At 63.6% G+C, this 23,731-nt stretch carries 26 protein-coding genes; 14 read left to right on the forward strand and 12 right to left on the reverse strand.

Annotated features, from left to right (window positions below; genetic code table 11):
• Positions 1-33: 33 nt before the first annotated feature.
• The 5 genes from IVA81_RS30715 to IVA81_RS30735 form a co-directional block, all read right to left on the reverse strand.
• Positions 34-846: a class I SAM-dependent methyltransferase gene (locus IVA81_RS30715; RefSeq protein ID WP_247324897.1), complete on the reverse strand. Its 813-nt coding sequence runs from the start codon at positions 844-846 to the stop codon at positions 34-36.
• Positions 847-986: 140 nt separating this feature from the next.
• The gene (locus tag IVA81_RS30720) at positions 987-1,523 is read right to left on the reverse strand and encodes a VOC family protein (RefSeq protein ID WP_247324898.1); all 537 of its coding nucleotides are present in this window, start codon (positions 1,521-1,523) and stop codon (positions 987-989) included.
• Between the two features lie 27 nt (positions 1,524-1,550).
• Positions 1,551-2,519, reverse strand: coding sequence for a tripartite tricarboxylate transporter substrate binding protein (locus IVA81_RS30725; protein WP_247324900.1), 969 nt, complete (start codon positions 2,517-2,519; stop codon positions 1,551-1,553).
• 12 nt (positions 2,520-2,531) lie between these two features.
• On the reverse strand, positions 2,532-3,425 hold the full coding sequence (locus tag IVA81_RS30730) for an MBL fold metallo-hydrolase (RefSeq protein ID WP_247324902.1): 894 nt from the start codon (positions 3,423-3,425) through the stop codon (positions 2,532-2,534).
• 4 nt (positions 3,426-3,429) lie between these two features.
• Positions 3,430-4,641: an ABC transporter substrate-binding protein gene (locus IVA81_RS30735; RefSeq protein ID WP_247324904.1), complete on the reverse strand. Its 1,212-nt coding sequence runs from the start codon at positions 4,639-4,641 to the stop codon at positions 3,430-3,432.
• Between the two features lie 166 nt (positions 4,642-4,807).
• Between IVA81_RS30735 and IVA81_RS30740 the strand changes: the two genes are divergently transcribed.
• The 6 genes from IVA81_RS30740 to IVA81_RS30765 all read left to right on the forward strand — a co-directional run bounded on the left by IVA81_RS30740 (position 4,808) and on the right by IVA81_RS30765 (position 9,910).
• A complete protein-coding gene (locus IVA81_RS30740; RefSeq protein ID WP_247324906.1) occupies positions 4,808-5,506 on the forward strand; it encodes a TetR/AcrR family transcriptional regulator in 699 nt (232 codons plus the stop codon).
• Positions 5,484-6,035, forward strand: a complete 552-nt coding sequence (locus tag IVA81_RS30745; RefSeq protein ID WP_247324908.1) for a carboxymuconolactone decarboxylase family protein — start codon at positions 5,484-5,486, stop codon at positions 6,033-6,035. The genes IVA81_RS30740 and IVA81_RS30745 overlap by 23 nt, the downstream gene beginning before the upstream one ends.
• 11 nt (positions 6,036-6,046) lie before the next feature.
• Entirely contained in the window at positions 6,047-6,892 is an 846-nt protein-coding gene (locus IVA81_RS30750; protein WP_247324910.1) for an SDR family oxidoreductase, read from the forward strand.
• 192 nt (positions 6,893-7,084) lie between these two features.
• Positions 7,085-7,669 (forward strand): HutD family protein, encoded by a 585-nt coding sequence (locus IVA81_RS30755; RefSeq protein WP_247324913.1) that lies wholly within the window; start codon positions 7,085-7,087, stop codon positions 7,667-7,669.
• 115 nt (positions 7,670-7,784) lie between these two features.
• Positions 7,785-8,975 carry an adenylate/guanylate cyclase domain-containing protein gene (locus tag IVA81_RS30760; protein WP_247324914.1) on the forward strand — a complete coding sequence of 397 codons (1,191 nt, stop codon included), beginning with the start codon at positions 7,785-7,787 and terminating at the stop codon, positions 8,973-8,975.
• Positions 8,976-9,115: 140 nt separating this feature from the next.
• Positions 9,116-9,910, forward strand: coding sequence for an adenylate/guanylate cyclase domain-containing protein (locus IVA81_RS30765; RefSeq protein WP_247324923.1), 795 nt, complete (start codon positions 9,116-9,118; stop codon positions 9,908-9,910).
• Positions 9,911-9,946: 36 nt separating this feature from the next.
• Here IVA81_RS30765 and IVA81_RS30770 read toward each other — a convergent pair whose 3' ends face one another.
• Both IVA81_RS30770 and IVA81_RS30775 read right to left on the reverse strand, forming a co-directional pair.
• A complete protein-coding gene (locus tag IVA81_RS30770; protein ID WP_247324925.1) occupies positions 9,947-10,243 on the reverse strand; it encodes a hypothetical protein in 297 nt (98 codons plus the stop codon).
• A gap of 153 nt (positions 10,244-10,396) precedes the next feature.
• Positions 10,397-10,597 (reverse strand): hypothetical protein, encoded by a 201-nt coding sequence (locus IVA81_RS30775; RefSeq protein ID WP_247324926.1) that lies wholly within the window; start codon positions 10,595-10,597, stop codon positions 10,397-10,399.
• Between the two features lie 207 nt (positions 10,598-10,804).
• Between IVA81_RS30775 and IVA81_RS30780 the strand changes: the two genes are divergently transcribed.
• A complete protein-coding gene (locus tag IVA81_RS30780) occupies positions 10,805-11,317 on the forward strand; it encodes a hypothetical protein (protein ID WP_247324928.1) in 513 nt (170 codons plus the stop codon).
• A 44-nt stretch (positions 11,318-11,361) separates the two neighbouring features.
• Here the strand turns inward: IVA81_RS30780 and IVA81_RS30785 are convergent, their stop codons facing one another.
• The 4 genes from IVA81_RS30785 to IVA81_RS30795 all read right to left on the reverse strand — a co-directional run bounded on the left by IVA81_RS30785 (position 11,362) and on the right by IVA81_RS30795 (position 13,679).
• Positions 11,362-11,730: a rhodanese-like domain-containing protein gene (locus IVA81_RS30785; RefSeq protein ID WP_247324929.1), complete on the reverse strand. Its 369-nt coding sequence runs from the start codon at positions 11,728-11,730 to the stop codon at positions 11,362-11,364.
• An 87-nt stretch (positions 11,731-11,817) separates the two neighbouring features.
• Positions 11,818-11,946 carry a hypothetical protein gene (locus tag IVA81_RS40520; protein WP_007600646.1) on the reverse strand — a complete coding sequence of 43 codons (129 nt, stop codon included), beginning with the start codon at positions 11,944-11,946 and terminating at the stop codon, positions 11,818-11,820.
• A 78-nt stretch (positions 11,947-12,024) separates the two neighbouring features.
• Entirely contained in the window at positions 12,025-12,486 is a 462-nt protein-coding gene (locus IVA81_RS30790) for a universal stress protein (protein WP_247325254.1), read from the reverse strand.
• 233 nt (positions 12,487-12,719) lie between these two features.
• A complete protein-coding gene (locus IVA81_RS30795) occupies positions 12,720-13,679 on the reverse strand; it encodes an AraC family transcriptional regulator (RefSeq protein WP_247324931.1) in 960 nt (319 codons plus the stop codon).
• Positions 13,680-13,925: 246 nt separating this feature from the next.
• On the opposite strand from IVA81_RS30795, the gene IVA81_RS30800 reads away from it, so the two are divergent.
• The 6 genes from IVA81_RS30800 to IVA81_RS30825 are packed head-to-tail and all read left to right on the forward strand — an operon-like array spanning position 13,926 to position 21,558.
• The gene (locus tag IVA81_RS30800; RefSeq protein WP_247324933.1) at positions 13,926-15,188 is read left to right on the forward strand and encodes an ABC transporter substrate-binding protein; all 1,263 of its coding nucleotides are present in this window, start codon (positions 13,926-13,928) and stop codon (positions 15,186-15,188) included.
• 13 nt (positions 15,189-15,201) lie between these two features.
• Positions 15,202-15,939 (forward strand): ATP-binding cassette domain-containing protein, encoded by a 738-nt coding sequence (locus IVA81_RS30805; RefSeq protein ID WP_247324935.1) that lies wholly within the window; start codon positions 15,202-15,204, stop codon positions 15,937-15,939.
• Positions 15,939-16,667 carry an ATP-binding cassette domain-containing protein gene (locus IVA81_RS30810; RefSeq protein ID WP_247324937.1) on the forward strand — a complete coding sequence of 243 codons (729 nt, stop codon included), beginning with the start codon at positions 15,939-15,941 and terminating at the stop codon, positions 16,665-16,667. The genes IVA81_RS30805 and IVA81_RS30810 overlap by 1 nt, the downstream gene beginning before the upstream one ends.
• Entirely contained in the window at positions 16,664-17,545 is an 882-nt protein-coding gene (locus IVA81_RS30815) for a branched-chain amino acid ABC transporter permease (protein WP_247324939.1), read from the forward strand. The genes IVA81_RS30810 and IVA81_RS30815 overlap by 4 nt, the downstream gene beginning before the upstream one ends.
• 3 nt (positions 17,546-17,548) lie before the next feature.
• Positions 17,549-19,198: a branched-chain amino acid ABC transporter permease gene (locus tag IVA81_RS30820; protein WP_247324940.1), complete on the forward strand. Its 1,650-nt coding sequence runs from the start codon at positions 17,549-17,551 to the stop codon at positions 19,196-19,198.
• A 41-nt stretch (positions 19,199-19,239) separates the two neighbouring features.
• Positions 19,240-21,558: a LamG domain-containing protein gene (locus tag IVA81_RS30825; protein ID WP_247324942.1), complete on the forward strand. Its 2,319-nt coding sequence runs from the start codon at positions 19,240-19,242 to the stop codon at positions 21,556-21,558.
• Between the two features lie 232 nt (positions 21,559-21,790).
• On the opposite strand, the gene IVA81_RS30830 is transcribed toward IVA81_RS30825, so the two are convergent.
• Positions 21,791-22,225 (reverse strand): DUF2721 domain-containing protein, encoded by a 435-nt coding sequence (locus tag IVA81_RS30830; RefSeq protein WP_247324944.1) that lies wholly within the window; start codon positions 22,223-22,225, stop codon positions 21,791-21,793.
• Positions 22,226-22,370: 145 nt separating this feature from the next.
• On the opposite strand from IVA81_RS30830, the gene IVA81_RS30835 reads away from it, so the two are divergent.
• Positions 22,371-23,717: a TAXI family TRAP transporter solute-binding subunit gene (locus IVA81_RS30835; RefSeq protein ID WP_247324946.1), complete on the forward strand. Its 1,347-nt coding sequence runs from the start codon at positions 22,371-22,373 to the stop codon at positions 23,715-23,717.
• Positions 23,718-23,731: the final 14 nt, after the last annotated feature.

A 23,731-nucleotide genomic window follows, 5' to 3' on the forward strand; every position in this document is an offset into this window, starting at 1 on the left:
ACGCAGGGCGGCGTCTCGAGCGGCCGCCCGCAACTACGGACGCGCTTCGATCACCACAGCCTGAATCTTGCCTTCCACCGCTCCGGCGCCATGACGCGTCCGGATCGTCTCGGCGACGATATCGGTCGCAGCCTGAAGCTTGCTGGCATCCCTTGCCTCGATCTCGCTGCGCAGCGGCGTGCCCTGGCAGAGGGCGAGCGCGACGTGTTCGGCCGATGGCGCGCGACTGATCTCAGATCGCGTCTCGATCGAAATGTCGCGGAAGCCGGCACGTTCGAGGTCGGTTCTGATGACGGTCTTGTCGCAATAGCCGTGCGGCGTGCGAACCATGAATCGCGGCGGGTCGTCCGGAAACAGTTTTTCCAGCGCGATCGTCGCTTCATGCGTCAGCACATTGTCTTCGATCCGATCCCAGACGTTGAACACGAACGTGCCATCGCGCTTCAGGACGCTCTTCACCTCTCCGTAAGCCTTGACACGGTCCGGAAAGAACATCGCGCCGAACTGGCAGCAGACCACGTCGAACTCGGCGCCGCCGAAGGGCAGGGCCATTCCGTCCGCCTGGCGCCAGGTGATGCGGTCGTCATCCGCCTGGCGCTGCACGGCGATCGCGAGCATGGGCTCGTTGAGATCGGTCGCGACATAACGGATGCCGCGCGGCAGCGCCGCTGCCACGGCGCGCGTCACCGCGCCGGTGCCCGCGGCGATCTCGAGCAGCACGGCAGGAGAGCGGGCGGCGACGCGTCTTGCGATGTCCTCCGCGTAGACGGAGAAGATCATCGGGACGAGATACTCGTCGTAGATCTTCGGAATCGAGCCGGCGAAAACCTTGTCAGTGTCGGACATGTTGCCTCGCTGCAGGTTCGAATGCGGGGCTCATCTTACCATGGATTGCCGTTTACCCCGCCAGCAATGACGTAAACCCCGCCGGTTCCTGCATCGTCTTGCGCGCCTCGGAGAGCATTGGCGAAGTCCGTGAGGGGGCCTTACGATTTTGCCCCGACCTCGCGGACCGGCCGCGTGCCGTCCCACTTCATCGCGGCCTGCCGGACCTTCTCGAAAAACGGCCCCTTGGTGCCGCTGATGTCCGAGATCTCGATCACCGTGCCCGGATGGGCCTGGGTGTCGAAATAGGCAAAGCGCCCCTTGTCGCCGCCGATCTGGCCCTCATGGCCGATCCTGTAGCCGAGCCCGAGTGCCTTGTCGTAGAGCGCCTGGTAGTCATGGCTCCAATAGGACATGTGCTGGAGGCCTTCGTGGCCGGCGTCGAGGAATTCCCTGTACAGCGAGGGCGCGTCGTTGCGCTGCTGGATCAGCTCGATCTGGAGATCGCCGGAATTGGCCAGCGCAATGCTCATCTCGACGGCCGAATCCTGGCCGCGATGTCGGAACCAGTCGGTCTTGACGCAGTCCATGTAGTACCAGGGGCCGACGCCCATCACCTCGATCCAGTGCTTTATCGCGGCGTGGATGTCCCGCACCACATATCCGTTCTGGCGCACCGCGCCGAAGATGCGGCTCATGCCCGCGCTCCTCTCTTCTCAGCCAATTCACTTGACCTCAATGCCCGCGTCCTTGGCAACCTGCTTCCAGGCGGCGATGTCGCGGGCGTTGATGTCGCGCTGCTCCTCGCCGGGGACGAATTGCGGGGTGATGCCGAGCCCGAGGAGCTTATCCTTCACCGCGGTATCGCCGAGCGCGTCCTTCAGCGCCGCCGACAGTTTCTGCGCGATCGGGGGAGCGAGGCCCGCTGGCGCATACATCGCCCAGGACAGGCTGCGGTCGAACGGCACGCCCTGCTCCTTGTAGCTGGCGATATCAGGCAGGCTCGGCGAACGTTCGCCGCAGGCGGCCAGCGCCTTGATCGAGCCGTCCTTCACCAGCGGCGTCGCGGTCGCGACGTCGAGCGTCGCCAGCGAGATGTGGCCGCCGAGCAGGTCGCCGGCCAATTTAGCGATGCCGTTGAACGGCACGTGGTCCATCTTGATACCGGTCTGCTGCATCAGGATTTCCGCGCAAAATTGTCCGGTCGAACCGACGCCCCAGCTGCCGTACTGGACCGGCTCCCCCTTCTTGGCCAGCGCGACCAGGCCCTTGATATCATTGGCGGCAAAATTCTTGGTCGCGACCAGCATGATCGAGGACGTCCCGACGCGGCCGATGGTCGTGAAATCCTTGATCGGATCGTAGGGCAGCTTCGGATAGATGGCCGGTGCCAGCACATGCGTGGTCATGCCGCCGACCGTGATGGTATAGCCGTCATTCGGCGATGTCGCGACCATCTGTGTGCCGAGCGTGCCGGCCGCACCCGTGTGGTTCTCGATATAAATGCTCTGTCCCAGCGTCTTGCCCATCCTGTCCGCAAGCAGCCGGCCGACCACGTCACCGCCGCCGCCGGCCGCATAGGGCAGCAGCATCTTGATCTTGTGCGTGGGGTAGGCGGCCGGATCCTCGGCGCGTGCCGGCAATGCCGCCGACAGCAACGTGAGCAATGAGAGCGTGACGGTCGTGAACTTCATGATGGTTTCCCCCTAATCCTCGAAACGAAATCTGTAGGCCTCGCCGTGCCGGATCACGCGCCCTGCGGTCGGTGCCGGAAAGTGGCCGGTGAGCAGATAGCTCGGCGTGTCCGCAAGCTCTTCCAGCAGCGCCAGCCGCGTCGCGACAGCCGCGGCCGGATCGACGTCGGCGGCGTTCGAAAGCCACGGTGCGGCGCATTGGATCGGATGATGGATGACGTCGCCGGACATCACCGCGTGATCGTGGCCGCCGTTGAGGTGGATCTGCATGTTGCCGGCCGTGTGCCCCAGCGCCGGCGCGAAGCGCAAGGCGGCGTCGCGGTCGCTAAACAGGCGATGATCTGTCTCGACCAACTCGGCAAGGCCGGCCGCGACGACCGGCAGGACTGAATCCTCGAACGAGCCGTGGTTCACCGGGCTCTTCGGCGCGGCATTGTGGGCGGCCTCGAAATGCCGGTACTCCTCGCGCCCCATCAGATAGCGCGCGTTAGGGAAGGTCGGCACCCAGCGGCCGTCGATCAGCCGCGTGTTCCAGCCGACGTGATCGACATGCAGATGCGTGCACATCACGAAGTCGACCTCTTCGGGCCTAACGCCCAGCGACTGCATGTTGTCGAGGTAAGGCTGGTTGAGGTTGTCCCATGCCGGCACGCGCGGTCGATGCTTGTGATTGCCGCAGCAGGTGTCGACGATGGCGGTCCAGCGCGGCGTGCGCACGAGATAGGAGTGGTGGCTGAGGATGAAGCGGCCGGTCTCCGGCTCGATATAGCGGTGATCGAGCCAGCTCCGGTTCTCCGCGATGTCAGCGTCGGTGACGTTGGCGAACAGCCAGTTTTTGTCGAAGGCCAGCGAAGGGATCTCGCTGACGAGATCGACCCGCATGCTGCCGATCTTCACCTGCTGCATCGGCTCAGTTCTTCAGGAGGTCGCCGAACGGCACCCAGCGCGTGCCGTCGAAACGGATCAGCTGAAGGCTCGTCATCGGCGTAGTGCGTTCAGGCGAATTGTTGACCGCGGTACCGTTGATGAGCATCGGCAGGCGCACGTCCTTCATGGTCGTCGCCTGCTTCATCACATTGGCGCGGGTGAGGTCGTTGCCTGATGCCTTCAGCACCGTCACCAGCGTTTGCGCGATGGTATAGCCATAGACGTTGAGCCAGTCGCTCTTGTTGGCCTCGGGCAGGTACTTGTCCATGAAGGCCAGCCATTCCCGGTAGCCGGCATCGGCCTTGTTCGCGGGATCGGTCGCGTCCTTCAGATACTGGCTGGAGATGACGCCGATGGAATTGTCCTTGCCGGCCGGCTCCAGCACGCCGCTGATCGAGGCCGAGACGTTGGAAATGATGGTCACGGGCTTCCAGCCGATCTCGCCGATCTTGCGGATCGCCTGGGCTGCGAATTTCGGCGTCGCCGCGACCAGCACGACGTCTGCGCCCGCCGTCTTCAGTTGGAGGATCTGGGTGTCGACGGTCGGCGCCGAGGTCTCGTAGGCCGCGCGCGCGACAATGGCTTCGCCGCTGCCGAGCCCTTCCTCCAGCGCCTTCAGATAGTCCTTGCCGAGATCGTCGTTCTGGTAGAGCACGCCGATCTTCGCACTGGCGTGGCTGGCCTTGATGTATCTGGCGTAAGCGATCGCCTCGTCGCGATAGGTCGGCTGCCAGCCGACGGTCCACGGAAAATTCTTGGGATCGTCCCACTTCGCAGCGCCCGAGCCGAGGAAGAGCTGCGGCACCTTGCGGTCGTTGAGATATTTGTGCACGGCGCTGTTGGTCGGCGTGCCGACGCCGCCGAAGATGAGCAACACTTCCTCGCTCTCGACCAGCCGCCGGGTCTGCTCCACCGTCTTCGGCGGACTATAGGCGTCATCCGCGATGATCATCTGGATGCGTCGCCCGTTGACGCCGCCGTCGTCGTTCACCTTGCGGAAATAAGCCTCCGCCGATTTCGCGATCTGCGCGAACGCCGACACCGGGCCGCTCAGCGGCGCGGTGGTGCCGATCTTGATGGTCTTGTCGTCGGCGCCGGGATCGTATTTTGCGTGTTGGGCTTGGGCGGTGCCGGCTGCGAGCAGCGGCAACAGGATGCAGGCCGCGGCCGAGCGAAGGCGGGCAAAGCGCGCCATGACATCGTCTCCCAAAATTGCTCTCCGCCTCTCAAGGAGCGGAGTTGAAACGCGAGAACTGCGCCCGCAACAGGACTTGCGGGCCGGGATCGCAGGCGCCAGACTGGCAAACGAACGATCGTTCGTACGGTTGACTAACGAACGATCGTTCGTTAGTCAAGCCGTCATGGCTGTCCACACCTCCAGCGCGGCGGAAGCGGCTGCGCCTTCGACACGAGAGCGCATCCTCACCGAGGCGCTCAACCTGTTCGCGCAGAGCGGCTATGGCGGCGCCTCGATGCGCGAGCTGGCGCGCCGCGTCGGCATCCGCGAGAGCAGCCTCTACAACCACTTTCCCGGCAAGGCCGCGATCCTGGAAGCGATCGTCAGCGAGCACGGTCCGGCGAGCTCGGCGAGCCGGCTGGAAGAGCCGCGCTACAAGCAGCTCGCGCGCCGGCCCGCCGCGTTCTGTCGCCAGTTTGCGCTCGACCTCGTCGAGCAATGGTCCGACCCGCGCGAGCACCAGTTCCAGAAAGTCATCACCGCCGAGCGCAACCGCGTCCCCGGCATCCGCGCCAAATTCGCCGATCATTTCTACGCGCGCGAGCAGAGCCTGATGACGGACTATTTCCGTGGCTTTGCGCTCGCCGGTTTGGTCAAGACGCCGGATCCGCGCGAGACCGCGCGGCTGTTCGCGGCAGGCCTGATCTACATCCGTCTCGAACATTACGTGATGGGCGCCGCGCCCTCGCCGCGATCCAAGGTGATCGAGGCGATCGAGCGCTATCTCGCTTTCTTCCTGTCGCTGATCGCGGCAGGCGACGATACCGACAACAAGAAACGAAAGCCAAAGGGAGAGAACCGTGGCAAGGCTGCCCCTGATTGATCCGGAGACGACGAGCGGCGACATCCGTGCCTCGTTCGACCGCATGCCGGTCAAGCTCAACATCTTTCGCATGATGGCCCATGCCGAGGCCAACATGATCCCGGCGATGCGGCTCGGCAATTCGATCCTGCACAAGCAGAAGCTCTCGGCGGTCAACCGCGAGCTCCTGATCCTTCAGGCCGCGCAGCTCGAGGGCGGCGCCTATGAATGGCGCCAGCACGTGCCGATCGCGCTCGGCGTCGGCTGCACGCAAGGGCAGGTCGATGCGGTCGAGCGCGCGGACTACGACGCCGCCGCGCTGAGCGAGGCCGAGCGTGCGCTGCTGAAGTTCGGCCGCGAAGTGGTCGAGAACGTCCGCGTGCCCGAGGCGACCTTCGCTGCCGCGCGAAAACATTTCAGCGACCAGGAGGTCGTCGAATCCATCGTCGCGCTCGGCTTCTACATGATGATGGCACGCCTGACCGAGGCGACTGAGACCGATCTCGATCCCGCCGCCGGCATGACGGTCTATGACGGCGGCAAGAAGTAGGGCGGCTTGAGATGACGGAGACCGAGAGCAAGCCGGAGCGCTACGTCCGCCCGCCCAGCGCGGAATCGTTGGGTGAGGCGCCCGGCAGGGGGCGTCTGAAGCACCGGCGCATCCTCATCGTCGGCGGCGGGCAGCGCGTGTTCGACGCCGCCTCCGACCCGATCGGCAACGGCCGCGCCATGAGCATCCTCTGTGCCCGGGAAGGCGCCAAGGTCGCGGTGGCTGATCTCAATCGCAGCTCTGCCGAACAGACCGTGAAGCGCATTACCGACGAGGGCGGCGAGGCTTTTGCGATAGCTGCCGACGTCACTTCGGAGGCTGATGTCTTCCGCATGATCGAGGAGGCGCATCGCACCATGGGCGGGCTCGACGGCATGGTGCTGAACATCGGCACCTTCGGCAAGGTCGGGCTCGATGCCGTCAGTCCCGAGGAGTGGAATGCGATCTACGACGTCAACGTCCGCGGTCCCATGCTGTGCTGCCGCGCCGCGATGCCGAGATTCCACGATGGCGGCGCGATCGTCTTCATCTCCTCGATCGCCGCGCTGAAAGCGGGATCGCAAATGGCGGTGTATGATTCCTCAAAGGCTGCGCTCGGCGGCCTGATGCGCAACATCGCCCATCTCGGCGCGCGCCGCGGCATCCGCGCCAACCTCGTCTATCCCGGTCTCGTCGACACCCCCAACGGCCGCGAAGCCGGCGCCGGCCGTCCCTCGCGCGGCAAGGGTCACGTCCCCTTCGGCCGCCAGGCCACGGCCTGGGAGATCGCCTACGCCGTGCTGTTCTTCCTGTCGGACGAGAGCGTCTACGTCACGGCGCAGACGCTTGCGGTCGATAGCGGCCTCAGCGGGATGTAGCCCGTAGCCCGGATGGAGCGCGATAGCGAAATCCGGGATTCGTGCTTATGGAAAGACCGCCCCGGATTGCGCTGCGCTCCATCCGGGCTACGGTCCTGGCTGCGCGGGTCGCTCGTCGGCCAAATGGTCTGCCATCACACCTGCGATGTGCTACGACGTCTGCCCACACGAGTTTCCCGGACGGCCTGATTGATGAGAACCACGCTGCTCAAACCCGAAGACTACACCCGCTCGCCGTGGAAGAACGGCGGCGGCATTTTTACCGATATTGCGGGGGCCTGGCGCGAAGACGCGCCAGTGCGGGATTGGAACAGCCTGCTCTGGCGCTTTGCCTCGACGCCGATCGTGGCGCCCGGTCCGTTCTCCCATATGCCCGGGATCGATCGTCTGCAGATGGTCGTCGATGGTCGCGGGCTGGTACTGAAGTCGCCCGCGCAGGATTTTGACGAGCGTGAACCTTTTACGACGGTCCGCTTCACCGGCGAGACGGAGATCGTGACCGTGCTCGAGGCAGGGCCCGTCGCGGTCGTCAACCTGATGGCGCGCCGCGGAGCTGCCGAGATCGCGCTTGCGGCGCTCCGCGAGCCCGGCGAGCGGCAGCTTGCCGCCGGCACGCACCTGGTTTACGCCGCGCGCGGCGATTGCCGCATCCGCCTCGGGCTTAAGGATTTTTCACTTTCGCACGAAGACACGCTGAGGGTCGAGCTCACCACGGCCTCAGGGCTCACGCTCGTCTCGGGTCTGGCCGTGCTGGCGTCGATCCGGCTCACGGGCTAGGCGGCAGCAGCGCCGGTCGCGCGGGTGTGCACAATCCATGCAACTGGCTAGGTTGACGCGGCGGAGCCGGGGCACGATATGTGCTGCGATGCAGACCGCCGCTGAAGGGCAGAATATGAACGCGCCAGACAACAATGCCCCCACGCAAGCCGACGGCGTCGTCGACTGGCTGACCAACGGCACGCGCGACGAGCGCTTCATCGACGACATCTTCGCGCAAATGTGTATCCGCCTCCAGCAGGTGGGCATTCCGCTAAAGCGGTCGACGCTTCACATCCTCATCAATCACCCGCAATGGCTTGGCGCCCGGTTCATGTGGTCCGACGGAATGCGGGAGGCGGAGATTGCACTGGTCGATTACGAGGTTCGCGAGCGGTCCGAATATATCGGCAGCGCCGCCAACGAGATGCAGGAGGGCGCGACCGAGGTGCGGGAGAATCTCGAACGGGACCCCTCGCTCGGCCGCAAGCATGCGCTCTACGACGAGATGCGCGAAAAGGGCCTCACCGACTACGTGGCCTGGCCGCTCTACCATACGCTCGGCAAGCGGCATCTCATCACTTTCGCGACCGACCGGCCCGGCGGCTTCGATCACGCGCATATCGCAGCCCTCAAGAAGCTCCTGCCGGTGCTTTCGCTGGTCAGCGAGATCCGCATCAAGAACCGCCTGGCGCGCACCTTGCTGGAGACCTATGTCGGCTCCCATGCCGCCGAGCTCATCCTGGCGGGTGCGACCCGGCGCGGCACCGGCACGACGGTGCGCGCCGCGATCATGATCTGCGACCTCCGGGATTTCACAAAGATTTCCGACAATTGGCCGCGCGACGACGTCATCGATCTCCTTAACGATTATTTCGACGCGATGTCGGAGCCGATCGCGCGACACGGCGGCGAGATCCTGAAATTCATCGGCGACGGCCTGCTCGCCATCTTTCCGCTTCACGCGCCCAATGCCTGCGCAAATCTGCTCCATGCCGTGACAGAAGCCCGTCGGGCCATGGCCGCCCTCAACGAAAGAAACAGTGCGACCAGCCGCGCGCCCCTGAACTACGGCATCGGCGTCCATGTCGGCGACGTCATGTACGGCAATATCGGATCAAGCAGCCGGCTCGACTTCACGGTGATAGGTCCCGCCGTCAACATGGCCTCCCGCCTCGAGGCCCTGACCAAGAAGTTGGGACGAACAGTGCTGCTGTCACGCGACTTCGCGGAGCTGGTGGAGCCGAAGTTCGAGCTGGAGCACGTCGGCAAGCACGAGGTGCGCGGCTTCAGCGATCCGATCGAGCTGTTTGCCTATCAGGGGTAACGTGCACGAAGGCCGTGGGGCGGCAGCCGCGGGCCAAAGGCCGGCGTCCCGACCGAGGCTTGTCTTGTTGCCAACGCGGCAATGGGTGACTACGCTTTATCTCAGCCAGTCCAGACGTTCCTTCGATCGGCCGCACGTACATGCCCAAATTCCTTCGCATCGGGGTCCATCAGTCGAACGTATCGGGGTACACGTCGAAGGCGTGGTGCGTCCGGCGGGTCGGCTCGGCGGTTTTCTTGAAGTGGGGCGCCGTGGAGGTTCAGGGCGCTGGCGATGGGCGAAGGGTCTACTGGGCACGTCTGCCGCAGGAGAAGACGGTTCGCTGCGGCACGGTGCAGCGGGCCCAGGACTATGCCAAGGCCGCGATCGCCCGGCGCCGCAATCATCGCTATGAACTGCTGGTCGGATCGATCGTGCTCCAGCGCCGATCGGCCGAGCGCAGCGCCGAGCTCAAGCAAGCGCTGGCCACGATTCTGATCGTCGATATCGTCGGCTCCACAGCAAAAGCCGCGAAGCTCGGCGATGCGCGTTGGACCAAAATCATGGGCCATTATTACGCCGCTGTGCGCAAGGAGCTGAAGAGTTCGCGCGGCAAGGAAGTGGTGACCACGGGCGACGGCATATTGGCGACGTTCAAGGCGCCGGCGGCCGGGATCGGCTGCGCGACCGCGATCCGCCAGGCGGTGCGCACATTGGGGCTCGACATCAGGGTCGGTCTGCATGCGGGCGAATACAAGGTGAGCGGGGGCGAGATGGTCGGCCTTGCCTTTCACATCGGCACGCGCGTGGCCGCCAAAGCGCGTGCCGGCGAGGTCCTGGTCTCAAGCGCGGTCAGGAACCTGATGACGCAGTCGGAGATCCGGTTCAGGGATCACGGCGTGCACCAGCTCAAGGGCGTGCCGGCGCGATGGCGCCTGTACCGGGTGGAGGATTGAGCGGGTTTGAATGCGGCGCAGCGCCTTAGCCTGATCCTATTTGCGGTGCGCTCCCGTGGAGCCGGAGCCCGGCACGGCCTGCTGGCCGCCTTGCGTTTGCCGCTGCGGGTCGTTCGTGCTCGGCTGCTCGGTCGTGGATTTTGCCGGGGCGCTTGCGCCGCCGCCATTGTTGTCCGAGGACGTGTTGAGGCTGGACGCACCCGCTCCCGTGGTCCCGCCGGTGCCCGTCGAATTGATGCTCGATCCGGTTCTGGACGCGCCCGCGCCGCCTTGCGCGAATGCGGAGGCTTGTGCGAGAGCCGCAACGAGGGCTGCGAGAATAATGGTCTTCATGTCCGCTCCTATGCCTGGGGTCAGGCGGCCTCGGCGCTGGTCAGGGGGCGGACTTCGAGCCGAGGCCGCCATTTGCCGAAATTGTAAAAACCCCGGCGCGGCTCAATGCCCGGCAATGCTGCTCCGTTCCTATTCGTGAGCGTTACGCCGGCCTCACGCCGACCAGCGATCCTGCTCCTCCTGATGAGCATGCTCGTTGAGCCGTTCGGCCAACTGATCCGCAATCTGCTCCGACTCGGCCGAGGCCACCGGCTCGCCCTTGTGAGTCCTGAGCTTGTCCTTGTCGGCTTCGATCGGGAAGTCGTCAGGTGTCAGTCCGGCATCCTTGCTTGTATCCTTGCGATCCTTGTCCATGGCGCGCCTCGCTGTGTCCCAATCGGGAAAAACACGTCTGAAGGCTGATTGTTGCAACGACGATGAAGCTCGATCGACAAGCCCAAGCCGGTATGAGGCTTAAGCCCCGCCAACCGCCTCTCTATGTCGGAACCGCCTTGCATGTTTTTCCCGAGCCGGAACAGGTGCAGGATTCGCGCGTTCGTTCGGTGAATTTTGGAGGCGGTCATGCCATCGAACGGAAGCATTTTTTTCGCCGGCGTCGGAACCACTTTCCTGATCCTGGGCGTGGGCTTCGGCAGCGGGCTGATGATGGCGAATTCCGCTCTGAAGGAGCCAAGCCGCGCCGAGTCGAGAACGTCCGCGCAAGCGCCGTCGCCTCTTCGCGTGGTCTTGCCGGCTTCGGCTGAGGCGGCCGAACCGAAGGCGACACCGCAACAACAAGCCGCATCCGCTCCGGAGGCCGCTGCACCACCGCCGACGCCGTCCGCAAGGGAGACCCAGGCCTCGCCAGACAAGCGGCAAGCGTCGGCCGACAAGGTGGAGAAAGCCGATACAGGGAAGGCCGAGGCCGACCAACGCGATCGCCGCAAGCGCGCTGCGGAACGGAAGGCAAAGCGGCTCGCTGCGGCAAGGCACAATTCGCAGCCGCAAGCGGAGCAGCGCGCCGAAGCCCCGATGATGGCATTCGGCGGCGACGAGCCCCGGCAGGGCGGCGGCGTCAATCTGTTCGGAAACTGATGATCAGACGACTTGTCCGCTCAAGGAACGATCGGCGATGATCGCTATTTCTCGACCGCTCCGGTCCAGTCCTTGAAGCCGCCGACGTTGTAGACCTTGTCGTAGCCCATATCCTTCAGCAGCTTGCCGGCCAGCGCCGACCTGCCGCCGGACGCGCAATAGAGAATCACGGTCTTGCTCTTGTCGAACGCCTTGTCGTGATAGGGCGATTCCGGATCCGCGCGAAACTCCAGCATCCCCCGCGAGACATGCACGGCGCCTTCGATCTTGCCGCTGGCCGCGACCTCCGGCGCATCGCGAACGTCGACGACCAGCGTGTTGCCGCTCTTGATCATCTCGGCGGCCTCGTCCGACGTGATCTTGGGGACAGCCGCGTTGGCGGCTTCGAGCATCTGCTTGACGCTGGTTGGCATTGGTTTCCTCCGCTGTTGCTTACGGGGAGGATAGCACATTGGTTCGCGTTGTGCCTCCTCCTGGCTGCAGCGGTCCTCGACGCAGCGTCACCGCACCCCCGTGCCTTTGCAGCGCTGGCACTTCACCACCTTGTCGCCCTTCTTGAGCAAGCCCTTGCCCTCGCAGTTCTTGCATTTCTGCTTCTTCTTGATGTTCGGGCCTTTTTCACTGGTCATGAAATTCTCCTGCCGCCAGACGGCGGTCTCGTGCGGGTGCTCGGCGAACAGCCGAGCGGTGCGAGCTAAGCCCTACACCTACGCCGGCTTCGGCACCACCAGCACCGGCACGCTTCCGTCCACCAGGACCTCGGATGTCTGGCTGCCCAGAAACAGCTTCCTGAGGCCGCGACGCCCATGAGAGGCCATGACGATCAGGTCGCATCCCCTGGACTTTGCCGTTTCGATGATTGCAGTCGCCGGGTGCGCATTCGGAACATGCAGGAGTTCTGCAGGCGCGCCGATCTGCTCCGCCATCGCGCGCGCGTCATCGAGCACCTTGCCCGCACGGGCCTTGCAGGCCGCGTCAAAGCTGTCGATCTCGTCCTGCGTCGGAATCCATCCCGAGGCGTGTCCGCTGCCATAATCGACCGGCAGCGCCTCCGTCACGGTAATGATCGTCAGCCTTGCGTTCAAGGCCTTCGCCAGGGTGATGCCATGCTCGACGCCCTTTCTCGCGACGTCCGATCCATCCGTGCTCAAGAGAATGTTGGCGTACATCCGGTGGCTCCCTTGCTCGTCGAACAAAGTGATGCCTGGGGAGTATGGTCCGATAGGCGCCGTGGGTCCATGCGCTCGTGTTGGCCACGGCCTCGCTGTCAGAGGATCGAAAAGCCGCTGTTACGGTAAGGCTGCATTTGATTCATAAGCTCCGAATCCTCGAAAGCGACCGGAGCTATTGAGTGCGCGCGCCACAATCCCGCACATGTCATGCCTGAAGAGCCCAGCGACTCCTATTCGCCAGTAGGAGGCAGCGTTCTGCGTGGCGGGACGCCGAAGCGCTTCTTGTAGCTGACCGAGAAATGCGATTGGCTGGCGAAGCCGCAGCGCCAGGCCACTTCTCCGAGATTGATGGTGCCGCGCGCCCCGCTGGTCAGGATCATCAGATGCGCCTGCTGCAGCCGCTCCTCTTGCAGCACCTGTCCGAATGTCGTGCCGTGATACTGGAAGATCTTGTGCAGATAGCGTGTCGATATTCGGTGCTCGGCCGCCGCGCGCTCGGGCGTCAGCGCGTGGTCGGTGAGGTTGCGCCTGATATAGGCGCTGATCCGGTTGAACAGTGAGGTGCCGAGCGTTTCGCGGATCAGCGCGCCATTGTCGCGCTGATCGCGGCATTCGATCATCAGGCAGAGCATATCGATGATGCAATCCTCGATCCGCGCGCTGTGCTCGGACGGCTGCATCTTCAGCACCTGCTCGCCGAGCGTGATGATGGCCGGCACCAGCAGCGGATTGGTGAAGTCGGCGGTGGCGCAGAGATCGTCGGTCCCGGCAACGCGGCCGGCGAGACGCTCGCGGTCGATCTTGATCGTGATGTTCTCCGAGGCATCCGGCACGTCGATCACGTAGGCCTCGGCGGCGTTCACCAGGAACACGCCGCCGGGCACCACCAGCCCCTCGCGCCCGCGCTGGGAGAAGCGCATCGCGTGACGGGTCGGAAACAGAAAGACGAAGTCCTCGGTCCGGTCTGCTTTCGCCGCCTCCTTGCGGCGGATCACGCGTTGGGCGTCGGCGCGAAAGTTCGAGACGCCGAGAATGTCGGATTGCCAGTCGGTCAGCTGGCCGCGCAGGCGGTCGGTGTGGGCGGACTGGATGTCGAGCCGGTAATAGACCTCTGCCATGGCTTGCCGCCAGGCCTCGATGCTTCCCCGTCCATCGATTCCAGCCGTCGAATATGAGTTGCTCTGCGTCATGGCGCTCTCAGCTCAAAGGTTCAGTCGCGGAAACGAAGCCTGATCCTCATTCAAAAAGCGTACCAGTCAAGACAGCCCGGAGGTTGTCCCGTCCAGGACCCGGGTGCACTCCGGGAGAAAATACAGTGCGCTCGCTGAAAAGACGCGGGCACCGCCCCGGACCTAGCTTCATCCTGCATCGCAACCGTCGCGGCAGCAAGCAGGAGGGGGCTCCAGATGACCACGGGATTTACACGCAGGCGAGTCTTGAAGACAGTCCCAGCGGCGGCCGTCGCAGCGGCGCTACCGGCACCGTTCGTCTCCGGGGCTGCCCGGGCCGCGGGCGATCCGATCCTGATCGGCGTGCCGACCGCGCAGACCGCGCAGGCCGGCGTCGCCGACCACCAGGATTATCTCAACGGCACCACGCTTGCGATCGAGGAGATCAATGCTGCCGGCGGCGTGCTCGGACGCCCGCTGAAAGCTGTGGTGGTCGACATCGATCCGCTGTCGCCGGAGAGTGGGCAGGTCGCGATCAACAAGCTGATCGACGCCAAGGTGCATGCGATGTCCTGCGCCTTCGTGTTCACGCCGGTGCCGGTTGCCGACGTCTCGGCGCGCTATAAGGCGCCGTTCCTGTGGGGACTGACCCAGCGCAATTTCACCGACATCCTGGCCAAGAACCCCGAGAAGTACGGTCACATCTTCCAGACCGATCCGTCGGAAGTGCATTACGGCTACACATTTCCGGTCTTCCTGAAGGCAATGCGCGACCAAGGCGTCTGGAAGCCGATCAACAACGGTGTCCACATCGTGCAGGAGCAGATCGCCTACAACCAGACCATCTCGAAAGCGTTGCAGGGCGCGCTGCCGAAGAGCGAGTTCAAGCTCGCGGGGATCACCGACATCCAGTATCCGGTGCAGGATTGGGGCTCGGTCATCCAGGAGATCAAGAAAGTCGGCGCGGGTGCCGTGATGATCGATCACTGGGTCGCCGCCGAATACGCTGCCTTCGTCAAGCAATACGGCGCGGATCCGCTCAAGGGCGCGCTCGTCTATCTGCAATACGGTCCTTCGCAGCCGGAATTCCTCGAACTATCCGGCCCGGCCGCCGAAGGCTTTGTCTGGAGCACGGTGCTCGGCGTCTATGCCGACGACAAGGGCAAGGAGTTCCGCGCCAAGTACAAGAAGCGTTTTCCCGGCATCATGGGCCTTTGCTACACCGGCAACGGCTACGACGTGACCTATTACTTGAAGGCCGCGTGGGAAGCGGTCGGCGATCCCGGCAAGTTCAAGGAGGTCTGCGACTTCGTGCGGAAGACGCCGTATCGCGGCGTCTGCGGCTACATGAGCATGAACAATCCCTTGCAGGAATGCGCGCATTATCCCGACACAGGCGATGCGATCGGCGCCAAGGAGCTGGAGCAGGGCATGGCGCAGCTGTTCTTCCAGGTCCAGAACGCCGAGCACAAGATCATCTATCCCGACGTACTGCGCGAGACGGCTCTGCGCAAGGCGCCGTGGTGGTGAGCGGCGCGAGGCGATGCCGTCTCCTCCACTGTTTGCCTGCGGCGACATCACGCTCGATCTCGGCGGCCGCTCGATCCTGCACGGCATCTCGCTGTCGATCGAGCCGGGCGAGGTGCTCGGCATCATCGGTCCGAACGGTGCCGGCAAAACAAGTCTATTCGAGGTCTTGTCCGGTCGAATGCCGCCGAAATCCGGCTCCGTCCATTATGAGGGCCGCGACATCACCGCGCTGCCGCTGCACCGGCGCGCGCAGCTCGGCATCGGCCGCACCTACCAGACGCCCGTTGTGCCCGAGGGCATGACGGTCGCCCAGGTGCTGAAAGCCGCAAGGCAGGCCTATCGCCCCTATCTGACGCCGGACGATTCCGAATGGGGCGCGGGCCTCGTCGCCTTCCACGTGCCGTCGGGCACGATGGCCGATCAGCTGGAGACGCTGAACCGGCGCAAGCTGCTGATGACGTGTCTCCTCATGCGGCGGCCAAAGATCCTGCTGATGGATGAGCCGGCCGCAGGTCTGATCAATTCGGAGATCGACGAGTTCGACGAGATCATGCGCGTACTGGCCAAGGAATTGAACATCGCGATCGTCTTGATCGAGCATCGCATGGAGCTGCTCGACACCATCGCCGACCGCGTCATGGTACTCGACGCCGGCGAGATGATCGCGGAAGGTCGCCTCGACCAGATCCTGGTCGATCCCCGGGTCAAGGCCGCTTATTTCGAGTTCGAAGCCGGTGAGGGCGCGCACTGATGAGCGGCGCCGACAAGACAGCCGTGCTCGACGTCCGCGGGCTCTCGGCCGGCTGGGGTCCGTTGCGGGTGATCCACGACCTCGATCTTACCGTGTTCGCCGGCGAGCGGATCGGCCTCGTCGGTCTCAACGGACACGGCAAGTCGACGCTGTTTCAGGCCATCGCGGGTCTCACCGGCTGGCAGCGCGGCTCGATCCTGCTCAACGGATTTGAGGTCGGCCGCACCCGCAGCCAGGGGCCGGGCCGCTACACCCACCAGATTGTCCGCCGCGGCCTCGCGCTGATCCCGCAAGGCGACGAGATCTTTCACGGGCTGACGGTGGAAGAGCATCTCGACAGCGGCGCCTACACCAAACGGGCCTGGAAAGAGCGGGCGTCGCGCAAGATAAAAATCCTGCAAATCTTCCCGCCGCTGGACAAGCTGATGGGTACGCCCGTCGGCCGCCTGTCGGGCGGCGAGCGGCGCATGGTCGCGATCGGGCGCGGGCTGATGGCCGACGCCGATCTTTTCCTGGTCGATGAGCCGTCGCTTGGCCTGGCACCCAAGATCGGCAAATCCGTCGTCGACGCGCTGATGGCGGTCGAGCTCGGCAGCTCCGCGATGGTGATCGCGGAGCAAAATCTCGCGCTGCTGGAGGGCAGGGTGGACCGCATCATCGGCATGCATGCCGGCAAGTTGAAGGGCGAGGCTTCGGCGTCAAAGGGCCTGATGGGAGTGCATCGATGAACTGGAGCTTTGTGCTCTCCAACGCGATCACTCTGGCCTGCATCTACGGCACGCTGGCGATCGGCATCTCCCTGACCTGGTCGAGCCTTGGCCTCGTCAACATGGCTTTCGGCTTCATCTTTGCGCTGTCGGGCTATGGCGCGTGGCTCGCCAGCATCAATATCGGCGCGCAGCCGGCGATCGTGATGGCCGCCGGCATCCTGACCGGCGCGTTCGGTGGACTGATCGTCTGCCTGCTCGCCTTCATCCCGATCCATGACAAGCCGAACTTTCCGTTGCGCGCGCTGATCGCGACGCTCGCCATCAGCCTAATCGGCAATCAGGCGCTGCTCTGGTATTTCGGACCGCGCGCGAAATCCCTGCCGCGGCTGTTCGGCTCGTGGAATGCCGATATCTTTGGCGTCATCGTGACCTCAGACAAGCTCGGGGCCTCGGCATCGGCAATCGTGCTGCTGACGCTGATCCTGCTCTGGATGCGCTCCAGCCGCCGCGGCCTCGAGATCCGCGCCATGATGATGAACCCACATGCGGCCTCCATCGTCGGCATCGGCGTACGCCGCACCGGCTTCTATGTGATGGCGCTGACCGGCTCGCTTGCAGGGCTCGCCTCGGTGCTGCTGGCGCAGACCTACTACGTCGCGCCCTTCAGTGGCATCACGCCGATGGTGAAGGGACTGAGCATCGCGCTGGTCGGCGGGCTCGGCAGCGTGCCGGGCGCGGTGATCGGAGCCGTGCTGATCGGCCTTAACGAAGCCCTGACCTCGACCCTGCTTGGCGGCCAGTATGTGCTGATCACGCAATTTTTGCTGATCATCGTCGTCCTGTTGGTGCGCCCGCGCGGCATCGCGGGCTTGCTCGACAAGGCGCGGGAGGCCTGAGCCATGACCGACACCGCCCAGCCGATCTGGATCGACCCGACCGATTGCCTCTATCCGGAAAATGCCGCACGCGAGGCGCCGACCAATCCGCATCTGTCGCACCAGACGACCTGGAACGAGACGCGCGCCTTCAAGCCGCGCATGCATCCGGTCGGCCGTCTGCGCTATTACTACAAATGGCCCGGCCATGGCGGCCGCCTGTGGTGGCGCAAGCGTTACTGGCCGACTCGTCGCCGGTTTTTGCAGATCCGCGGCGAATACAATCCGAAGACGATGCGTCGCGAGAAGACCATCGTCGACAAGCGGCCGATCTGGTGGATACTTGGCTTCATCGCGTTGGTGCTTGGACCTGCCGTGGTGCCGGCCGCGAGCTGGAACACGGTGATGAGCGCCGCCGCCGTATTCGGCATCTATGCCGCGATCAATCTGTGCTGGATGCTGATCATCGGCACTGCCGGCATCTTCTCGCTGGCGAGCTACGCCGTGGTCGGCGCTGCCGCCTATGGCACCACTTATCTCGCGATCCAGCTCGGTTTGCCCTGGTGGATGCTGCCCCTGGTCGGGGCGGCGATCGGCCTCGCCTTCGGCCTGATCATCGGCTTGCCGGCGATGCGGCTCGACGGCTTTTATTACGCGTTGCTCACGCTCGGCGTGGTCGAGCTCTGCCGGGTCTATGTCGTGCAGTCGCGCGAATTCGGTTCGGCGACCGGCGGCCTTTACGGCGCGCCGAGCTATTTGCCGGCCAGCCTCGGCCAGATGCCGCGGCTGTTGTTCGGCTACTACGCCTCACTGGCGCTGATGCTGTTTGCGCTCGCGGTCTATCGCTTCATCGACGGCAGGCGGCTCGGCCGGGTGCTGCGGATGGCGCCTGAGAAGCGCGAGGCGTTTGCGCAAGCCTGCGGCGTCGACTTCATCCGCGCTCGCATCATGGTGTTCCTGATCTCCTCGACCGCGCTCGGCTTCATCGGCGGCTTCTATGCCATCCATTTCGGCGGCGCCTCACCGAACCTGTTTTCCTTCGATACTGTGCTGCTGTCGCTGGCAATGCTGGTGATCGGCGGCATCGGCCGTTCCGAGGGCGCGGTCGCCGGCACGGCCATCGTGGTGTTCATCGATCGTGTGCTGATCGATCTTGGTCCGCTCCGCTACATGCTGATCGGAGCGATCATGCTGGCCGTGGTGCTGTTCCTGCGCGAAGGCCTGTTCGGTATCAAGCGTCAGTTTCGCACCTGGCGCGACAAGAAGAAGAGCGAGCGCCGCGCCACCCGCGCGGAGAAAGGCGGAGAAATGTTGCCCGAAGAAGCCACCGAGACCGCGGACAAGGACCAGATCTTCTTCCGCCGCTTCGACAAGATGCAGCGCGATTTCCTCAAGCGCTTGGTCACCGACACCGTGATCGAGGAGCATCGCACAAGGCCGCTTGGCCAGCACAGCGAGGCGCTGGAGCGGCTTCTGATCTATTTCCGCCGGCAGGGCCAGGTCGACAAATACGCGATCATGGTGCTGGAAGAATTCAAGGCTTACCGCATCGTCGCGCTGTCGGGCCATCGCGGCACCGCGCCGCGGGTGGTTGAGGACAGCCTCTATCCGACGCCGGACGAAGCCTATCACGCGCTGTTCCTGCGCCGCGTGCAGGATCTGCTCGAAACTTGAGCTTACCGTTTTCAATTCACGACACGAGACCCTGAACAGACATGGCCGAGCAGAAAATCTTTGGATACGCCGACAAGATCTCGGTCAAGCCGGGCGACGACATCGGATTCTACGTGCATGCCGATGGCACCACCGGGGTGGATGCGCAACTGGTGCGGCTGATCCATGGCGATGCGCATCCCGCCGGCCCCGGCTATCGCGAGGAGGAGATTGCCTGCGAGCTGAACGGCAATTGGACTGTCCGCAAGCAATACACCCAGGTCGGTGCTTTCCTGAATGTGGCCGATCCCGACCGGCGCCTCGCGCTCGACGGCAGCTTTACGCTGGCCACCTTCGTCTTTCCCAACAGTCCCGGCGGCGGCAAGCGGCAATGCCTGATGGGGCGCTGGGATGCCTTCGGCAATCGCGGCTACGGACTGTGGCTCAATCCCGACGGACTGCTCGAGTTCGGCTATGGCGACGGCAAGGAGGTCGACTATCTCGATGGCGAGGTGCCGCTGCTCAAGAACAATTGGTATTTCGTCGCGGCAACTTTCGACGCGACGACGGGCGTCGCGACACTCTACCAGGAAGGCGTCGCCAACCGCTATAACAGCCTGCTAAGCAAGGTCGCCAATGTCGACTTCCGCTCTCATGTGCGCGAGACGCTGCGCTTCCGCCCCTTGAATCCGCCTGAGGTGCCGTTCATCCTGGCCGGCGCGCAGGATTTTCACACCCTGCGCGGCCACTTCGTCACCCAATGTCTCAACGGCAAGCTCGACCGTCCCGCGGTGTTCGACCGCGTGCTGACGCGCGAGGAGCTCGACCATTTCAGGCAGACCGGCATGGCGCCGGCGAACGGGCAGGTGACGTTCTGGGACACCACGCTCGGCTACAGCGACAAGGGCATCGGCGACCGTGTGGTCGACAGTGGTCCCTATGGCCTCCATGCCGACGGCTACAATCGTCCCGTGCGCGGCCAGACCGGCTTCAACTGGACCGGCTGGGACGACTGTTATCGGATGGCGCCGCATCAATATGGCGGCGTCGAATTTCATGACGATGCGATCATCGACTGCAAATGGGAACTGACGAAGCGTTTCAAGGTCCCGCCGCTGCGCAGCGGCGCCTATGCGTTCCGGCTGCGAGTCGGCGACGGCAAGGGACTGCGCGAGGAATACGTCGTGTTCTTTGTCCGCCCGCTGCGGCCAACCGCACCGATCGTATTCCTGGTGCCGACCGGCAGCTATCTCGCCTATGCCAACGAGCATCTGAGCTTCGATGCCGAGATCATGCAGCCGCTCGCGGGTCAGTCGCCGATCGTCTCGCAGGTCGACATCGAGCTCTATGAGACGCAGGAGTTCGGCCTATCGCTCTACGACCACCACGGCGACGGTGCAGGAGTCTGCTATAGCACCTATCGGCGCCCGATCCTCAACATGCGGCCGAAAGCGCGGATGTCGTCGATGGGTGTGACCTGGCAGTTCCCGGCCGATCTGTCGATCATCGCCTGGCTCGAGCAGATGGGCCACGCCTACGACGTCGTGACGGATGAGGATTTGCACCGCGAGGGCGAGGCGCTGCTCAAACCGTATCGCGTCGTGCTCAGCGGCACCCATCCGGAATATGTCTCGGAGCCGATCCTGAACGCGATCGAGGATTACATCGCCGACGGTGGCCGCTTCATCTATCTCGGCGGCAATGGCTTTTACTGGAACGTCGGCTATCACAAGGACGATCCCTGGTGCATGGAGGTGCGCAAGCTGAATTCGGGCATGCGCGCATGGCAGGCACGTCCCGGCGAATATTTTCTGGCGACGACGGGTCAGAAGAGCGGCCTGTGGAAGGACCTGGGACGCCCGCCGCAGAAAATCTTCGGCATCGGCTTCATCTCGGAAGGGTTCGACTCGGCGCGGCCGTTCCGCCGCATGCCGGACAGCTGGCATCGCCGTGCCGACTGGATGTTCAAGGGCATCGAAGGCGAGATCGTCGGCGATTTCGGCTTGGCGCATGGTGCCGCTGGTGGGCTCGAAATCGATCGCTACGACCTTGCGCTCGGCACGCCGCCGCACACGCTGATCGTGGCGTCTTCCGGCGGGCACAGCGACAATTACCAGACCGTGGTTGAGGAAATCCTGTATCCCTATCCGGGATTATCAGGATCACACGACTACCGCGTCCGTGCGGACATGGTCTACTTCACGGCGCCAAACGACGGTGCGGTGTTCTCGACCGGCTCGATCGCGTTCAGCCAGTCGCTGCCCTACAACAATTTCGACAACAATGTATCGCGGCTATTGGACAATGTCGTGTCCGCGTTCAGCAGGGAAGGCCGGCTGCCGGGCTGGGCCTGGACGGCCGAAGAGAAGCAATGGCGGTAATCAGCGGCGATGGGGTTTCTGGTGCGATGGTTCAATGGGTCAATGAGGTAACCCGACTAAGCTTTTGATTCTCTGGTGGGCCCGGCAGGATTCGAACCTGCAACCAGACCGCTATGAGCGGCAGGACAATGATCGGCTTCGTTGATTCAGTGGCGTTTTCGGTTGCCTTTGATGGTGTCCGTTGCGGTTTGGCGAAGTTGTTTCTGGTGCGAACCTGGTACGGCGCCGAGTGTCATCCGTAATGATCGAATTCACTCAGCGCAATTCGAACCTCCCGCGCGAAATCAACCAGCGATACCATGAAGGCCGCAACGGAGACGATAAAGAGGATGGCAACGCCGCGCTCATGCGCAATCTGAAAGAACGCGCTGACGAATGCCACGACGATCAGAATACTGATCGAAATGCTTCCGACCACCGACCAGAAGATCGCGCGGTTGAGCATGGCTGCGCGTCGAATGAGGCGTGGCAAATCGGCCTTGAGCCTGGATCTTGCGGTATCTTCGTCGGGGATTCCGTTCAAATAGATTGTTCTGTCAATGATCCTGTTCAGGCGGGATATCAGCACGGCGATGAAGGCGGCCAATGCACCGAGAAGAAACGCAGGCGCAGCCGCCTGGGAGATAACATGTGAGAGCTGACTGACCGATGGAGTGTCTGACAACATGGGTTCTGTCGGGGCTAGCGGCCTTCGCCGGAAGGCCTGGGCATCGGAGTGGTCGCACGCAGTTTACGCTCGCCTTGCGCGATCTCCTATGTAAAATCGCGACGGCGAGAGCACGCCCGGCTCGCTTCAAGCCAGGGAGAAAGCGATGCCGAGCCCTGCAGTCAATCTGTGGCCCCGATGGTTGCGCATTACGGTGGTCGGAATCGCAACTGCCGCCGTCATATCCGGCGGATGGCTAACTTATCACCATTTTGCCAAACCTGTTTACCTCACCGTGGCCGCCGGCTCGCTCGACGGCGAGGCGCTGTCGCTGATCTCGGCGATCTCGGCGCGCCTGGCGGCATCGAACGCGCACACGCGGTTGAAAGTCATCGATAGCCTGACGTCGGGCAGAGCGTCGGAACTCTTGGCCTCGGGTAAGGCGGAGCTTGCCGTGGTTCGCGGCGATACCGGGGGCCTCGCAGATGCAAGAAGCATCCTCCTGCTGACGCATGGCGTGGTCCTGATCATGGCGCCCTCGACCGTCAGCGCCGACAGTCTTGGCGATCTGCGCGACGCGACAATCGGAGTCGTTGGGGGCCCCATCAACCGGCCAACCGTTGATGCCCTGAAGCAGGTATATCAATTCGACCGCGCCAAGGTTCGATTCCATGACGTTGCGGTGAAGGAAGGCGCGGCAGCGCTGTCGTCCGGACAGGTACAGGCGCTTCTTGCTGTCGTGCCTCTTACCGAGAACTATCTGGCAAAAGTCAGGCAATTCTTCCAGCGGTCCGGCGCAAAAGGAGAAGCTCCAAAGCTGATCGAAATCGAGTCGGCCGGCGCGGTCGCCAATGTCGCGCAGTATTATGAGAGCTATGACATTCCAAAGGGCACTTTGCGGGGATCCCCGCCCATTCCTGCGGACGACCTGACGTCGCTGCGAGTGTCATTCTTTCTGGTCGCCAACAAGTCGGTGGACGCCGACACCATCACGGACCTGACCCAGTCGCTTGTCGACGTCCGGCGGGATCTGTTGTCGCAATACCCGATACTGGCGCAAGCCGCAGCTCCGAGCACCGATGCCAACGCGCTGATTCCCATCCATCCGGGAGCGGCCACCTACTACAACGGGAATCAGCAGAGCTTCCTCGATAAGTACGATGACAAGCTCTACTACGGGTCATTGCTAATCGGATCGCTGATCTCTGTTATCTTAGCAGCGTGGCGTTTCGTCGGCTCGGGCGCAGGGTCTCGAAGCATGCTCGAACCGCTCTACGAACTCGGCAGTGAGATCAAGGGCGCGAAGAGCGAGGCCGAGTTGGAGGAAATCGAAAAGAGGGTGGATGACATACTGAAGACTGAACTGGCCAGGAATGTGAGTGGTGATGGCCCCGATGAACGTGAGATGGCAGCGCTTGGTCTTGCGGCCCAAAGGCTCCAATATCTCATGAGCCATCGCCGGACAGTGCTTCGCAAAGCACCGGCAACCAGGGAAGTTGCGGAAGCCGAATAGTTCGCCTGCGGAAC

The sequence above is a fragment of the Bradyrhizobium sp. 141 genome (genome assembly GCF_023074055.1).
Taxonomy (GTDB): domain Bacteria; phylum Pseudomonadota; class Alphaproteobacteria; order Rhizobiales; family Xanthobacteraceae; genus Bradyrhizobium.

What these genes read in the sequence shown, in the direction of transcription:
- IVA81_RS30715 (WP_247324897.1), bottom strand. Translation starts at nt 846, where the DNA reads ATGTCCGACACTGACAAGGTTTTCGCCGGCTCGATTCCGAAGATCTAC.
- IVA81_RS30720 (WP_247324898.1), bottom strand. Translation starts at nt 1,523, where the DNA reads ATGAGCCGCATCTTCGGCGCGGTGCGCCAGAACGGATATGTGGTGCGG.
- IVA81_RS30725 (WP_247324900.1), bottom strand. Translation starts at nt 2,519, where the DNA reads ATGAAGTTCACGACCGTCACGCTCTCATTGCTCACGTTGCTGTCGGCG.
- IVA81_RS30730 (WP_247324902.1), bottom strand. Translation starts at nt 3,425, where the DNA reads ATGCAGCAGGTGAAGATCGGCAGCATGCGGGTCGATCTCGTCAGCGAG.
- IVA81_RS30735 (WP_247324904.1), bottom strand. Translation starts at nt 4,641, where the DNA reads ATGGCGCGCTTTGCCCGCCTTCGCTCGGCCGCGGCCTGCATCCTGTTG.
- IVA81_RS30740 (WP_247324906.1), top strand. Translation starts at nt 4,808, where the DNA reads ATGGCTGTCCACACCTCCAGCGCGGCGGAAGCGGCTGCGCCTTCGACA.
- IVA81_RS30750 (WP_247324910.1), top strand. Translation starts at nt 6,047, where the DNA reads ATGACGGAGACCGAGAGCAAGCCGGAGCGCTACGTCCGCCCGCCCAGC.
- IVA81_RS30755 (WP_247324913.1), top strand. Translation starts at nt 7,085, where the DNA reads ATGAGAACCACGCTGCTCAAACCCGAAGACTACACCCGCTCGCCGTGG.
- IVA81_RS30760 (WP_247324914.1), top strand. Translation starts at nt 7,785, where the DNA reads ATGAACGCGCCAGACAACAATGCCCCCACGCAAGCCGACGGCGTCGTC.
- IVA81_RS30765 (WP_247324923.1), top strand. Translation starts at nt 9,116, where the DNA reads ATGCCCAAATTCCTTCGCATCGGGGTCCATCAGTCGAACGTATCGGGG.
- IVA81_RS30770 (WP_247324925.1), bottom strand. Translation starts at nt 10,243, where the DNA reads ATGAAGACCATTATTCTCGCAGCCCTCGTTGCGGCTCTCGCACAAGCC.
- IVA81_RS30775 (WP_247324926.1), bottom strand. Translation starts at nt 10,597, where the DNA reads ATGGACAAGGATCGCAAGGATACAAGCAAGGATGCCGGACTGACACCT.
- IVA81_RS30780 (WP_247324928.1), top strand. Translation starts at nt 10,805, where the DNA reads ATGCCATCGAACGGAAGCATTTTTTTCGCCGGCGTCGGAACCACTTTC.
- IVA81_RS30785 (WP_247324929.1), bottom strand. Translation starts at nt 11,730, where the DNA reads ATGCCAACCAGCGTCAAGCAGATGCTCGAAGCCGCCAACGCGGCTGTC.
- IVA81_RS40520 (WP_007600646.1), bottom strand. Translation starts at nt 11,946, where the DNA reads ATGACCAGTGAAAAAGGCCCGAACATCAAGAAGAAGCAGAAATGCAAG.
- IVA81_RS30790 (WP_247325254.1), bottom strand. Translation starts at nt 12,486, where the DNA reads ATGTACGCCAACATTCTCTTGAGCACGGATGGATCGGACGTCGCGAGA.
- IVA81_RS30795 (WP_247324931.1), bottom strand. Translation starts at nt 13,679, where the DNA reads ATGACGCAGAGCAACTCATATTCGACGGCTGGAATCGATGGACGGGGA.
- IVA81_RS30805 (WP_247324935.1), top strand. Translation starts at nt 15,202, where the DNA reads ATGCCGTCTCCTCCACTGTTTGCCTGCGGCGACATCACGCTCGATCTC.
- IVA81_RS30810 (WP_247324937.1), top strand. Translation starts at nt 15,939, where the DNA reads ATGAGCGGCGCCGACAAGACAGCCGTGCTCGACGTCCGCGGGCTCTCG.
- IVA81_RS30815 (WP_247324939.1), top strand. Translation starts at nt 16,664, where the DNA reads ATGAACTGGAGCTTTGTGCTCTCCAACGCGATCACTCTGGCCTGCATC.
- IVA81_RS30820 (WP_247324940.1), top strand. Translation starts at nt 17,549, where the DNA reads ATGACCGACACCGCCCAGCCGATCTGGATCGACCCGACCGATTGCCTC.
- IVA81_RS30825 (WP_247324942.1), top strand. Translation starts at nt 19,240, where the DNA reads ATGGCCGAGCAGAAAATCTTTGGATACGCCGACAAGATCTCGGTCAAG.
- IVA81_RS30830 (WP_247324944.1), bottom strand. Translation starts at nt 22,225, where the DNA reads ATGTTGTCAGACACTCCATCGGTCAGTCAGCTCTCACATGTTATCTCC.
- IVA81_RS30835 (WP_247324946.1), top strand. Translation starts at nt 22,371, where the DNA reads ATGCCGAGCCCTGCAGTCAATCTGTGGCCCCGATGGTTGCGCATTACG.